This window comes from Mycetocola tolaasinivorans (assembly GCF_003667565.1).
GTDB lineage: Bacteria > Actinomycetota > Actinomycetes > Actinomycetales > Microbacteriaceae > Mycetocola > Mycetocola tolaasinivorans.
In genome coordinates this window covers 382138-395038 of sequence record NZ_RCUX01000003.1, presented here as the reverse complement: position 1 = coordinate 395038, position 12901 = coordinate 382138, and the positions used below count along the sequence as shown (strand labels likewise).

Below are 12901 nucleotides of genomic sequence, written 5' to 3'. Positions count from 1 at the left end.
TGGACCGCCCGTCCTTCCGCGTGAAGCCGGGTCAGACCATCCACGTCAAGGAGAAGTCCGAGGCTCTTGAGGTCTTCCAGGTTGCTGCCGCTGGCGGTCACCAGGATGTCCTGCCCAAGGTTCCGGCCTACCTGGACGTAGAGATCGACAAGCTGCAGGCTCGCCTGGAGCGTCGTCCGAAGCGCGCTGAGGTCCCCGTGACCTGTGAAGTACAGCTCGTTGTTGAGTACTACGCAGCCCGCTAACTAGTACCCATACACCTCTTGCGGGGTCACGGTTTACCGTGGCCCCGCTTTTGGTACCCGGGATTTCTTCCCGCAATCTCTACACACGGACGCGACGTGCAGCGTTTGATCCGCGTATTGCCATCTCCGCGCACTAAGATTGTGGGGTGGTTGCCCACTCACCCTCATGATTTCGGAGATTCAAGTGAAAAACTTCCTCATTTTTCTCGCGGGCATTGCCGCGGGATTTGTTGTCGCCCACGAGGTGAACAAGACCACCCGCGGTCGTCGGTTCTTTACCGAGCTCGACGGCCGGATGCGCGAGTTCGGTGACATTGTCGCCGACTCGTACAAGCTGCGCGAGGCCGAGCTTCGCGAGGACAGCGACGTCAGTACCACCACCAAATAAGTCGTCGGACCCTTCCCACCCCAACGACAGTAGAACGGACCCATGAAAACCGCCGAAATTCGCAAGCGCTGGCTCAACTTCTTCGCCGAGCGCGGCCACACCGTAGTTCCCTCCGCCTCGCTGATCAGCGACGATCCGACGCTGATGTTCACGGTGGCCGGCATGGTTCCGTTTGTGCCCTACTTCACCGGGCTGATTCCCGCCCCGTTTGACCGCGCCACGAGCGTGCAGAAGTGCATCCGCACCTCGGACATCGAGGAGGTCGGCAAGACCCCGCGTCACGGCACCTTCTTCCAGATGAACGGCAACTTCTCCTTCGGCGACTACTTCAAGAAGGACGCCATCACGTTCGCCTGGGAGTTCCTGACCGGCAGCGAGGAGGATGGCAAGCTCGGCTTTGACCCGAAGGACCTCTGGGTCACCGTATACAAGGACGACGACGAGGCCATCCAGTACTGGACCGAGATCGCCGGCCTGCCCGCCGAGCGCATCCAGCGTCTCGACGCCGACACCAACTACTGGTCCACCGGCCAGCCCGGCCCCGCCGGCCCCTGCTCGGAGATCTTCTTCGACCGCGGCCCGGCCTACGGTATCGACGGCGGCCCCGCCACCGACGACGACCGCTACGTCGAGATCTGGAACCTCGTGTTCATGCAGTACCTGGTTTCGGACGTCAAGTCCAAGACCGAGTTCACCATCAAGGGTGAGCTGCCCAAGAAGAACATCGACACCGGCATGGGCTTGGAGCGCGTCGCGTTCATCAAGCAGGGCGTCGAGAACATGTACGAGATCGACGAGGTGCGTCCGGTTCTGGACCGCGCCGCCGAGCTCTCGGGCCGCGCCTACGGCGTGAACCACGAGGACGACGTGCGCCTGCGCGTCATTGCCGATCACGTGCGCTCCTCCCTGATGCTGATTACCGATGGCGTGACGCCGTCGAACGAGGGCCGCGGTTACATCCTGCGTCGCCTCCTGCGTCGCGTGGTACGCGCCATGCGTCTGCTGGGCTACGAGGCCGCGAGCTTCCCCGAGCTGTTCGCGGTGTCCCGCGATGCGATGAAGGCCTCCTACCCGGAGATCGAGACCGACTGGTCGCGCATCTCCCGCGTCGCCTTCGCTGAGGAGGAGACCTTCCTCCGCACCCTCGCCGGCGGTACCGAAATCCTCGACGCCGCACTCACCGAGACCAAGGCGGCCGGAAACACCACCCTGAGTGGCAAGACCGCGTTCCTGCTGCACGACACCTTCGGGTTCCCGATCGATCTGACCCTCGAAATCGCCGAGGAGGCCGGCCTCCGCGTGGACCGCGCGGTGTTCGACCAGGCGATGAGCGAGCAGCGCTCGCGCGCCAAGGCCGATGCCAAGAACAAGAAGGGCCACCTGGCCGATCTCTCCGTGTACAGTGACTTCCGCGCGCAGGGCGAGACCGACTTCCGCGGCTATGACGAGCTGATCACCGGCTCGAAGGTCATCGGCGTCATCGTCGGCGGTGCCTCGGTACCCGCCGCGAAGGCCGGCGAGACCGCCGAACTGATCCTCGCCGAGACCACCCTGTACGCCGAATCCGGTGGTCAGGACTCGGACCAGGGCCGCATCGTGGGCTCGAGCTTCGAGGCCGAGGTCCTGGATGTCCAGCGTCCGGTCAAGGGTCTCGTGAGCCACACCGTACTGATCGATCAGGGCACCGTCGCCGTCGGGGACGAGGCCACCACGATCGTGGATGCCGACTACCGCCAGAGTGCCGCTCGCGCCCACTCCAGCACGCACCTCGTGCACGCCGCGCTGCGCCAGACCCTCGGCCAGGACGCCCACCAGTCGGGTTCGTACAACAAGGCCGGCTACATGCGTCTCGACTTCTCCTGGAACCAGGCCCTCTCGGCCGAGACCAAGAGCGAGATCGAGGACATCGCCAACGACGCGATCCTCGGTAACCACGAGGTCATCACCCGCGTGCTCGGCCTCGACGAGGCGCGCGAGCTCGGTGCGATGGCGCTGTTCGGCGAGAAGTACGGCGACCGCGTCCGCATGGTGGACATCAACGGTGCCTGGTCGCGCGAGCTGTGTGCGGGAACGCACGTGCGTTCCTCGGCCGAAATCGGTCTGGTGAGCCTCATCAGCGAGTCCTCGGTCGGCTCGACCAACCGCCGTGTCGAGGCCCTTGTGGGCCGCGAGGCGTTCCGTGAGCTGGCCGCCGAGCGTGCGCTCGTGCAGCAGATCACGGGCAGCCTGAAGACCCCGCGGGAGCAGCTGCCGGAGAAGATCCAGGAGCTCGTCACCGGTCTGAAGGCTGCCGAGAAGAAGATCGCCGGTTTCGAGGCCAAGGCCCTCGCCGAGAAGATCCCCGCACTGATCGAGACCGCCCAGGTTGCCGGTCAGGTTCGCGTGATCGCCCAGAACCTCGGTTCGGTCGCCTCGGGCGACGATGTGCGTTCGCTCGTGACCGGTGTGCGTGAGCGCCTGGGTGCCGAGGCCGCCGTGGTGGCCCTGGCCGCCGAGGTCTCCGGCCGTCCGGTCATCATCGTGGGCACCAACCAGGCCGCTCGCGACGCCGGTGTGGCTGCCGGTGCGCTGGTCAAGCTCGCGAGTGGCGTGCTCGGCGGCGGTGGCGGCGGAAAGCCGGACCTCGCGCAGGGCGGTGGTCAGGACGTCTCGGCGATCCCCGCCGCACTGACCGCGATCACCGAGCAGATCGGACGCGCGTGACCCACGAGGGTTTCCGCCGCGGTGTGCGGCTCGGTATTGACGTGGGCAAGGCCCGCATTGGGGTAGCCCGCAGCGACCGCGACGGTCTGTTGGCTACCCCGGTCGAAACCGTGGCACGCGCCGAGGATGGCAGTGACATCGCGAAGATTCGCGAGCACATTGCCGAGCTGGAACCGCTTGAAATCGTGGTGGGGTTGCCGCTCTCGCTGAGCGGCGACCGCACCCCCTCGACCGAAGACGCCGTGGGATTTGCCGAGGCGCTCGCGCGCCTCGGCACCCCGGTGCGCCTGGTCGATGAGCGCCTCTCCACCGTCACCGCCCACGCGGCGATGCGCGGGGTGGGACGCTCCCAAAAGAAGTCGCGCGGGGTGATCGATCAGGTTGCGGCCGTGATCATCCTGCAGCACGCCCTGGATACCGAGCGCGGACGGGGCAGCGCCCCCGGAGAACCGGTGCTCGTCAACGAAGGAGCCTGACGGTGACCGACCCCCAGAACCACAAGTTCCCCGAGCGGCTCGTGCCGGGCGATCAGCCCGAGCACGAGGCCGCCGCGGGGCAGCCCCCCATTTCCCCCGGAGAACACGAGACGGGCGACCACCTCAGTGCCGCCTTCTCCGAGCTCACCGGCGAGCTCAACCGCGATGCGATCGCGGAGCACGAACGGGCCCTCCTCCAGCCCGAACCCATTCTTCCCGCGCCCACCAGCCGGCGTGAGGCTCGCGAGCAGGCACAGATTGCCGAGACCCGGGCGCAGAGACGCGCCGAGGCCGAGGCCGCCCTGGCTCGCCATACCGAAACCGCGAAGAGCACCGCAAAGAGCTCCGCAAAGCCGCGCCGCCGCGGCCGGCGCGCCCTGATCATCACCTCGATTAGCGTCGTGGTGGTGGCCGCCCTGGTGGGCATCGGCGCGGTCACGCTGGGCCCGGTGATCGGGCCCCTGATCGATCGGTTCTCCTCGTTGGACGTCAAGGACTATGACGGTGACGGCACCGGCCAGGTCACCGTGACCATCGCCGATGGTGACAACGGTACCGCGATCGCGCGCACGCTCTACAAGTCCGGCGTGACCGCCTCGGTGGACGCCTTCTATCAGCTCCTGGTGCGGGGCGGAAACGAGCCGGTCTTCCACCCGGGTCTCTACTCGATGCGCAAGGAAATGAGCGCGGTTTCCGCGCTTGCGGCGCTGCAGAACCCGGGAAACCGCCTCGAGGGTGGGCTGCTCGTTCGCGAGGGCGATACCGGACACACGATCCTGCCCGGCCTGGCGGATGCCCTCAAGGTGCCGCTGGCCGAGGTTGAGGCCGCCGCCGCAAACCCGGCGTCATTCGGCCTTCCCGCCGACGCGCCGACCCTCGAGGGCTGGTTGTCTCCGCGCACCTACACGTTCCCCGCGGGCACCACGCCGACGAAGGCCCTGCAGACCATGGTGGATCGCACCAAGCGGTCGCTGAACGAGGCGGGTGTGCCCGCCGATCAGTATGAGCGCGTTCTCACCATCGCCTCGATCATTCAGCGCGAGGCGCGGCAGCCGCAGGACTTCGCAAAGGTTTCGCGGGTCATTCAGAATCGCCTCGCCGCAAACATGAAGCTGCAGATGGACTCCACCGCGCAGTACGGTACCGGGCAGAAGGACGGCTCGGTCTGGTCCTCGGCCGAGTCACTGCGGGATCAGAACGACTGGAACACCTATGAGCGCCAGGGGCTGCCGATCGGTCCGATCAGCAACCCGGGTGACGATGCGATCGTCGCCGCGGTATCCCCGGCCGAGGGCGACTGGCTGTTCTTCGTGACGATCAACCTCGATACCGGCGAAACCGTGTTCACCACGAACGATGCCGACCACACCGCGGCGGTCAAGCAGCTGCGCGACTGGTGTTCGGCAAACCCGGGGAGGGGCTGCTAGTGGCCCCCGTCAACCTCGCGGTATTTGGCGCGCCGATCGAGCACTCCCGCTCGCCCGAGCTGCACCGCGCGGCCTACGCCCGGCTGGGGCTCGATGACTGGGCCTACGGCCGCCGCGAGGTGCACGAGGCAGAGCTTGCCGAGATCGTGCACGCGCGGGATGAGAGCTGGCGTGGTCTCTCGCTCACGATGCCGCTCAAGGGTGAGGCGTTTCGCCTGGCCGGTGTCCGCGATGACGAGTCGATTCTCACCGGTGCGGTCAACACGCTGCTCTTTCTGCCCGGCGAGGACCCCCGCGGGTACAACACGGATATCGCGGGCATTGCGCACGCGGTGCGCGGGGTCGTAGGGGAGTCAGTGCTGCCCCAGGGCGGCGTCGACATCCTCGGTGCCGGTGCCACCGCCGCGAGTGCGCTGGTAGCCTCCGCCCGGCTGGGAGCCACCCACGTGCGCGTGTTTGCCCGTACGCCGGAGAAGGCCGCACACCTCGAGCCGATCGCGACCCACCTCGGAATCGACCTCACGGTGGCGGGGTTTGACGCCTTCGCGGCCTCCGCTCGCACGAACCTGGTGATCTCCACGCTCCCGGGCGGGGCGGAATCCGGGATCATGTTCCCCGCGGAACTGCGCGCGAGAACCGTGCTGTTTGACGTCGCGTATTCGCCCTGGCCCAGCGCGCTCGCGAGCGAGTGGGTCGCCGAAGGCGGTATCGTGGTGAGTGGACTGGAGATGCTGGTCCGTCAGGCGCTCGTCCAGGTTCGGATTTTTGTGGGACACGATCCCGCCCTCCCGCTGCCGGATGAGCCCGCGGTCCTCGCCGAGATGTATGCGGCGGTGGGGCTGCGGATACCCGTGGCGCCCACCCCCTAGCCAGCGGTTTTTCGCCGGAGTGCACACCCGTGCCCCGGCCCAAGATGTTGATGCGCGGCCCCCGCGCGACTATGGAAAGATAGGTGCCATGCTTCGTTGGCTCACCGCCGGAGAGTCTCACGGCCCGGAACTGATCGCAATCGTTGAGGGACTGCCCGCCGGCGTCCCCGTCTCGATGGACGCCATTCGGGCGGACCTCGCCCGCCGCAAGCTCGGCTATGGACGTGGCTCCCGGATGAAGTTTGAGGCCGACGAGCTGCACGTTTCCGGTGGCGTTCGTCACGGGTTCACCCTGGGTGGCCCGGTTGCGCTGCGCGTGGGGAACACCGAGTGGCCCAAGTGGACCGAGGTCATGAGCCCCGAGCCGGTCGAGCTCTCCGACATGTCGCGGGGTCGCGGTGCACCGCTGACCCGCCCGCGCCCCGGTCACGCCGACCTGGTGGGCATGCAGAAGTACAACTTTGACGAGGCGCGCCCGATCCTTGAGCGCGCGAGTGCCCGCGAGACCGCGGCCCGCGTGGCCCTCGGTGCCGTGGCTAAGTCGTTCCTGAACGAGCTGGGTGTTGAGCTGGTCTCACACACCATCGCGATCGGTCCGATCCGGGTTCCGGACGGCACCGCCCTGCCCCTGCCGGGCGATGTTGATGCGCTGGACGCCGATCCGCTGCGCTGCTTCGACGCCGAGACCTCGGCGAAGATGGTCGCCGAGGTGGATGACACCAAGAAGAACGGCGACACCATCGGTGGCGTTGTTGAGGTGCTCGCCTACAACCTGCCGCCCGGGCTGGGCTCGCACGTGCACTGGGACCGTCGCCTCGACGCCCAGCTGGCACAGGCCATCATGGGTATTCAGGCCATCAAGGGTGTGGAGATCGGTGACGGTTTCGAAACCACCCGTCGGCGCGGTTCCGCGGCCCACGATGAGCTGTTCATCGAGGACGGCGTGATCGTGCGCTCGAGCGACCGCGCGGGCGGCATCGAGGGTGGCATGAGCACCGGTACCGTGCTGCGCGTGCGCGCCGGCATGAAGCCGATCGCGACCGTGCCGCACTCGCTGCGCACCGTCGACACCGCGACCGGCGAGGCCGCCGGGGCCCACCACCAGCGTTCGGACGTCTGTGCCGTGCCCGCCGCCGGCGTGGTGGCCGAGGCCATGGTCGCACTCGTGCTCGCCAACTCGGTGCTGGAGAAGTTCGGTGGCGACTCGATCGTTGAGACCCGCCGCAACCTCGACGCCTACCGCGCACACCTGGCCGCGAACCTGCACACCGCCGACGCCTCGAACGCGGAGCTCGCCGAAGGTGAGTAGCGAGCAGTCCGTGCCGGGGGATGAGCAGCGTCCGCTGACCATCGCAATGGTGGGGCCGATGGGTTCGGGCAAGACGAAGATCGGTCGCCGCCTGGCGCGCGATCTGGATCGTCCGTTCATCGATACCGATCAGCGCATCGTCGCCCAGCACGGCGAGATCGCCGCAATCTTTGCCCGCGTGGGCGAGGAGGGTTTCCGCGCGATCGAGCGCGAGGTCGTGGCCCAGGCCCTGAGTGAGCCCGCCGTGGTGTCGCTTGGCGGAGGTTCGGTACTGGATGCCGACACCCGGGCGACCCTGCGCGAGCTTCCCACGATCTACCTGACCGTTTCCGAGCGCGTGGTGCGCGGCCGTCTGCGCGGGGGCAAGCGCCCGCTGGTGCAGAACGACCCCGACGCCTGGTCACGCATTTTCAACGAGCGTCGGGCCCTGTATGAGGAGGTTGCGAGCATCCGCTTCGATACTTCCGCCGGACACATCACCGCCCTGGGTGGCAAGATCGCCGCCTGGGCTAAGGAGAACTCATGAGCACGTCCGAACCCACCGTGATTCCCGTTTCGTCGCCGCAGGGTGACTACTCGGTGTTCATCGGGCGCGACATTTACGCCGGCATCCCCGCGGTGCTGGGTGATGGCGTGCAGAAGGTCCTGATCGTGCACCCGCCGACCCTGGGGGCCCGCGCGGCCGAGTTGCGCGAAACCCTGGCCGCTAACTACCAGGTTCTGCTGGCCGAGGTGCCGGATGCCGAGGCCGCGAAGCGTGTCGAGGTGGCGGCGTTCTGCTGGCAGATCCTCGGCCAGGCAGACTTTGCCCGCACCGATGCCGTGATCGGTTTCGGCGGCGGCGCGATCACCGACCTCGCCGGTTTCGTGGCGGCCACCTGGCTGCGCGGCGTGAAGCTCATCTCGCTGCCCACCAGCGTTCTCGCCATGGTGGATGCCGCGGTGGGGGGCAAGACCGGAATCAACACCAACGAGGGGAAAAACCTGGTGGGTGTGTTCCACGCACCCTCGGCCGTCTTCGCGGACCTCGCGGTGCTCGATACCCTGCCGCGTAACGAGATCCTGACCGGCTTTGCCGAGATCGTCAAGGCCGGGTTTATCTACTACCCGGAGATCCTCGACATCATCGAGGCTGACGTGTTTGCCGCGACGAACCCCGAGACCGCCGAGTTCCGCCGGGTTATCGAGCTGTCGATCGACATGAAGGCGCGCGTTGTGGGAGAGGACTTCCGTGAGGCGGGCCTGCGCGAAATCCTCAACTACGGCCACACCCTGGGTCACGCCATCGAGCATGCCGAGCGCTACCAGTGGCGTCACGGTGCCGCGGTGGCGGTGGGCATGGTTTTCGCCGCTGAGCTTTCGCGTTTGGCCGGCCGCCTGTCGGATGAGGCCGTGGACCGCACCCGTCGCATCCTTGACTCGCTGGATCTGCCGACCACCTACCCGGTGGGCCGCTGGGCCACGCTGCTGGCCACCATGCAGCGCGATAAGAAGGTGCGTGCTGGCATGCTGCGCTTCATCGTGCTGGATGACATCGGCAAGCCCAGCGTACTGACCGCACCGGAAACCTCGCTGCTGTTCGCCGCATATCAGGAGATCGGGTCCTAGGATCCGGTAGTCTGCGATCATGACGCGCATTCTTGTCCTCAATGGCCCCAACCTCAACCGCCTGGGCTCCCGCCAGCCCGAGGTGTACGGTTCGGGTACCCTCGCCGACCTCGAACGCATCCTGAATGAGGATGCGCCCGAGGGCGTCGAGATCGATCTGCGGCAGAGCAACTACGAGGGTCAGCTCGTCGAGTGGATTCACGAGGCCGTCGATACCGGTACCCCGGTGATCCTCAATGCGGGTGCCCTCACGCACTACAGCTTTGCGCTGCGCGATGCCATCGCGCTGCTGAAGGAGCCCGGAGTGCCGCTGATCGAGGTGCACATTTCGAACGTGCACGCGCGCGATGAGTTCCGTCACACCAGCGTGATTTCGGCCGTTTCGACCGGTGTGATCGCCGGTTTTGGTTTCGATTCGTACCGCCTGGCCCTCGTCCAGCTGACCGCGTTCTCGGGCCGCTAGGCGAGCCAGCGCGCGCCGTTCTTTGAAGGTTCATGGCGCGTCTACTAAGATGGGTGGGTCGGTCGCACCCGATCGTACCTTTTTTAACTGAACGGAACCGCTTTTCATGGCATCTACCGCTGACATCAAGAACGGCGTTGTCCTCAAGATTGACGGACAGCTCTGGACCGTAATCGACTTCCAGCACGTCAAGCCGGGCAAGGGTGGCGCGTTTGTGCGCACCAAGATGAAGAACGTCGTCTCCGGCAAGACCGTTGACAAGACCTACAACGCCGGCACCAAGATCGAGCTCGAGAGCGTCGACCGCCGCGACTTCACCTACCTGTACGCCGATGGCGACGCCTATGTCTTCATGGACGCCACCGACTACGACCAGATCAACGTTCCCGCCGCCGTCGTGGGCGACGCAGCGAACTTCCTGCTCGAGAACCAGGCCGTCACCATCGCCCTGAACAACGGCAACCCGCTGTACGTTGACCTCCCCGCCTCCGTGGTGATCACCATCACCCACACCGACCCGGGCCTGCAGGGCGACCGTTCCACCGGTGGCACCAAGCCGGCAACCATCGAGACCGGATACGAGATCCAGGTCCCGCTGTTTGTTGAGAGCGGCACCCGCGTCAAGGTAGACACCCGCACCGGTGACTACCTGGGCCGCGTGAACGACTAGTAGTGAGCGCCAGAACTAAAGCCCGCAAGCGGGCACTCGATATGCTGTACGGCGCGGACGTCCGCGATCAGCCGATCCACGTGATCCTGACCGCCGAGGCCGCGCGCGCCGCGCACGAACCCGCGCGTGAAGCATCGTGGCTGTACGCTCGCGAGATCGTGGACGGCGTGTTTGATCACGCCGCCGAAATTGACGAGCAGCTGGAAACCTACGCGCAGGGCTGGACCCTCGCCCGGATGCCCGTGGTGGATCGTGCGATCCTCCGCATCGGCGTCTGGGAGATGCTGTTCAACCCGCAGGTGCCGGTCGCCGTGGCGATCGACGAGGCCGTGGAGGCCGCCAAGCAGTTCTCGACGGATGACTCCGCCGGGTTCGTGAACGGCCTGCTGGGCAAGATCGCCCAGGCAAACGCCGTCAGCTAGCACCCCGTACACAAGCGGCGGGTGACACGTGAAAACGTGTCACCCGCCGCTTGTTGTTGATGGGGGAGGCTAGCGTTAGCGTGACCACTCCACCAGCAGCGGAATCGCCCGCTCGATGAGGGCGTCGAGGTCGGCCGGGGTCGTATACAGGTGGATCGAGAGGCGCACGTAGCCGACGCCGCGGAAGCTGGTGAAGGAGCACTCGATGCCGGTGGCGGCATACAGGCGTTCGCGCAGGCCGTCGGCCTCCTCGCGGGTGGCCCCGAGCGTGCCAGGCAGGCGTACGAGACGCATCGAGGGGGCGGGTGAGGCCACCCGCGGTCGTGCCGCGCCCTCGACAACGGGCTGCATCGCGGCGGCGACGATCTCCGCGGCGGCCTCGGCCCCGGTCTCCATCGCGGCGCGGGCCTGATCCCAGCCGAAGGTGTGTTCGATCCACTCCGCGGCGATCGGTGCGGCCAGGTACGGCGTGATGTCGAGGGTGCCCTGCATGTCGAAGCGTTCGGGATAGGGGAGTTCCGAGTGCCAGGAGTCGATCAGCGGCCAGAGGTCGTCACGGTCCTCGGCGGTCGTGACCAGCAGTGCTGAGCCGCGCGGGGCCGCGGGCCACTTGTGCAGGTTGCCGAACCACCAGTCGCCACCGGCGACCCGGGCGGCATCCGCGATGAGGCCGGGGGCGTGTGCGCCATCCACCAGCACGCGGGCGCCGTGCCGATGGGCGAGGGCGGTGATCGCGGCGGTGGGGAAGAGTCGGGCCGTGGCGGAGGAGATCTGATCCACCACGATCAGGCGGGTGCGCGGACCGATCGCCGCGGCAAACGCCGCCAGGACGTCCGCATCGCCGGCGTCCAGCGCGATCGCGACGGTGGTCACGCGTGCCCCCGTCCGCCGCGCCAGGCGGTGGGCGCCGAGCGTCACGGCACCATAGCCGTGATCGGTGACCAGGATCTCATCACCCGGCGAGAGCCGGAGCGCGTTGAACACCACCGTGGCCCCGGCCGAGGCATTGGGCACAAACACGGTGTCACCCGGGTCGGCCCCCACGAAACCGGCCACGCGTTCCCGCGCCTCCCGGGTGCGTGCGGGCAGATGCGGGAACCAGCCCACGGCACTCTGATCCGCCTCCACCTGCAGGGCCCGCTGCGCGGTGATTACCGGGTCGGCAACCGCGCCGAACGAGCCATGATTGAGCGGTACCACCCCGGGGGCGAAGGTCCACGCATCGCGGGCGAGGGAGCCGTCACGAAGGGTGAGGGCGGTGAAAATGGGCTGGGTCACGGTGACTCCCGAGTATGACGGCGATCGCGCGGGTCCGCGACTCATCTTCGACGATGGTAGTGCACCCGCGACACGATAACTGAGGATTTCCTTGAGATGACGGAGAGTCGAATCGTGGCCGCCTACGCTCATACCATGCGAACCACTTCCGCCCTGTCCGTTGCCGGGGTCCTTGCCGCGGTGCTTCTGGTCACCGGCGGTTGCGCGGTACATCCCGATGGCTGGGATGCCTCACCCTCCGCCTCCGCGAGCACTCCGTCCTCGCACGGTGCATCACACTCACCGTCGCAGTCTCCGAGCGGTTCGCCGTCGGGGGATCCCTCGGGCTTGCCGAGCGCACAGCTCCCGCTGCCCACGACGAAGGTGCCGCTGCCGCCGGGAACCCTGACCGGGCTGCCGAAGGGCGGAAACTACCTCGCCTGGACCGTGGATGACGGCGCCGATCCCGAGGTGGTGGACGCCTATGTGGACTTCGCAAAGCGCACCGGCACCCGACTGACATTCTTCATCAACGGGCAGTATCCGTCCTGGACCAGGGTCGCCGACAAGCTGCGACCGCTGGTGCAGTCCGGCCAGATCCAGATCGGCAACCACACCTGGGATCACCCGGCACTCACCAAGATCAGCGACCAGCAGATCAGGGATGAGCTCACGAAAAACGACGAGTTCATCGAAAAGACCTTCGGCGTGAGTGCCAAACCCTACTACCGCCCGCCGTTCGGCTTCCACAATGCGCACACCGACGCCGTGGCCGCGAGCATCGGCTACACGGTGCCCGTGCTCTGGTACGGCTCGCTTTCGGACTCGGGACTGATCACGCCCGACCAGGTGGTGAGCTTCGCAAACCAGTGGTTCCTCCCCGGCCACATCGTGATCGGCCACGCCAACCATGCGCCCGTCACTCAGGTATTCGACCAGCTGGAGAAGATCGTGCAGGAGCGAGGACTCCGTACCGTCACGCTGCGCGATATCTATCAGAGCTAGCGCCGGCATCGGGACAGGGGCCTGAGAGCGGGCATCCGCGGCGATGCCGCTCGGGTGGG

The 12901-nt window shown here is 66.9% G+C and carries 14 protein-coding genes; 13 read left to right on the top strand and 1 reads right to left on the bottom strand.

What is annotated here, in order from left to right; genetic code table 11:
- From D9V32_RS05435 to nusB, 12 genes are all read left to right on the top strand, one after another.
- Window positions 1-245: ribosomal protein uS4 family protein (locus tag D9V32_RS05435; RefSeq protein ID WP_484197684.1), on the top strand; the 245-nt coding region annotated here is incomplete at its 5' end.
- Between the two features lie 184 nt (window positions 246-429).
- On the top strand, window positions 430-633 hold the full coding sequence (locus D9V32_RS05430) for a hypothetical protein (protein WP_121647871.1): 204 nt from the start codon (window positions 430-432) through the stop codon (window positions 631-633).
- A 42-nt stretch (window positions 634-675) separates the two neighbouring features.
- Window positions 676-3336: an alanine--tRNA ligase gene (alaS, locus tag D9V32_RS05425; protein WP_121647870.1), complete on the top strand. Its 2661-nt coding sequence runs from the start codon at window positions 676-678 to the stop codon at window positions 3334-3336.
- The gene (gene ruvX, locus D9V32_RS05420) at window positions 3333-3812 is read left to right on the top strand and encodes a Holliday junction resolvase RuvX (protein WP_121647869.1); all 480 of its coding nucleotides are present in this window, start codon (window positions 3333-3335) and stop codon (window positions 3810-3812) included. Before alaS ends, ruvX begins: the two co-directional genes overlap by 4 nt.
- A 2-nt stretch (window positions 3813-3814) precedes the next feature.
- A complete protein-coding gene (gene mltG / locus D9V32_RS05415; RefSeq protein ID WP_183086188.1) occupies window positions 3815-5239 on the top strand; it encodes an endolytic transglycosylase MltG in 1425 nt (474 codons plus the stop codon).
- Window positions 5239-6108, top strand: coding sequence for a shikimate dehydrogenase family protein (locus D9V32_RS05410; RefSeq protein ID WP_121647867.1), 870 nt, complete (start codon window positions 5239-5241; stop codon window positions 6106-6108). The genes mltG and D9V32_RS05410 overlap by 1 nt, the downstream gene beginning before the upstream one ends.
- 88 nt (window positions 6109-6196) lie before the next feature.
- Entirely contained in the window at window positions 6197-7417 is a 1221-nt protein-coding gene (aroC, locus tag D9V32_RS05405) for a chorismate synthase (protein WP_121647866.1), read from the top strand.
- Window positions 7410-7943: a shikimate kinase gene (locus tag D9V32_RS05400; RefSeq protein ID WP_245982065.1), complete on the top strand. Its 534-nt coding sequence runs from the start codon at window positions 7410-7412 to the stop codon at window positions 7941-7943. Before aroC ends, D9V32_RS05400 begins: the two co-directional genes overlap by 8 nt.
- Window positions 7940-9025, top strand: coding sequence for a 3-dehydroquinate synthase (gene aroB / locus D9V32_RS05395; RefSeq protein WP_121647865.1), 1086 nt, complete (start codon window positions 7940-7942; stop codon window positions 9023-9025). Before D9V32_RS05400 ends, aroB begins: the two co-directional genes overlap by 4 nt.
- Window positions 9026-9044: 19 nt before the next feature.
- A complete protein-coding gene (gene aroQ / locus D9V32_RS05390; protein ID WP_121647864.1) occupies window positions 9045-9488 on the top strand; it encodes a type II 3-dehydroquinate dehydratase in 444 nt (147 codons plus the stop codon).
- Window positions 9489-9594: 106 nt separating this feature from the next.
- Entirely contained in the window at window positions 9595-10158 is a 564-nt protein-coding gene (efp, locus tag D9V32_RS05385) for an elongation factor P (protein ID WP_030143464.1), read from the top strand.
- A gap of 2 nt (window positions 10159-10160) precedes the next feature.
- The gene (nusB, locus tag D9V32_RS05380; RefSeq protein WP_030143465.1) at window positions 10161-10580 is read left to right on the top strand and encodes a transcription antitermination factor NusB; all 420 of its coding nucleotides are present in this window, start codon (window positions 10161-10163) and stop codon (window positions 10578-10580) included.
- Window positions 10581-10655: 75 nt separating this feature from the next.
- On the opposite strand, the gene D9V32_RS05375 is transcribed toward nusB, so the two are convergent.
- Complete coding sequence (locus D9V32_RS05375; RefSeq protein ID WP_121647863.1) at window positions 10656-11858, bottom strand: aminotransferase class V-fold PLP-dependent enzyme; 1203 nt, start codon at window positions 11856-11858, stop codon at window positions 10656-10658.
- Between the two features lie 135 nt (window positions 11859-11993).
- Between D9V32_RS05375 and D9V32_RS05370 the strand changes: the two genes are divergently transcribed.
- Window positions 11994-12842, top strand: a complete 849-nt coding sequence (locus D9V32_RS05370) for a polysaccharide deacetylase family protein (RefSeq protein WP_121647895.1) — start codon at window positions 11994-11996, stop codon at window positions 12840-12842.
- The last annotated feature ends 59 nt before the right edge of the window (window positions 12843-12901 follow it).

Coding starts and splice junctions, on each gene's coding strand:
- D9V32_RS05370 (WP_121647895.1), top strand. CDS start 11,994: ATGCGAACCACTTCCGCCCTGTCCGTTGCCGGGGTCCTTGCCGCGGTG.
- alaS (WP_121647870.1), top strand. CDS start 676: ATGAAAACCGCCGAAATTCGCAAGCGCTGGCTCAACTTCTTCGCCGAG.
- aroB (WP_121647865.1), top strand. CDS start 7,940: ATGAGCACGTCCGAACCCACCGTGATTCCCGTTTCGTCGCCGCAGGGT.
- efp (WP_030143464.1), top strand. CDS start 9,595: ATGGCATCTACCGCTGACATCAAGAACGGCGTTGTCCTCAAGATTGAC.
- aroC (WP_121647866.1), top strand. CDS start 6,197: ATGCTTCGTTGGCTCACCGCCGGAGAGTCTCACGGCCCGGAACTGATC.
- aroQ (WP_121647864.1), top strand. CDS start 9,045: ATGACGCGCATTCTTGTCCTCAATGGCCCCAACCTCAACCGCCTGGGC.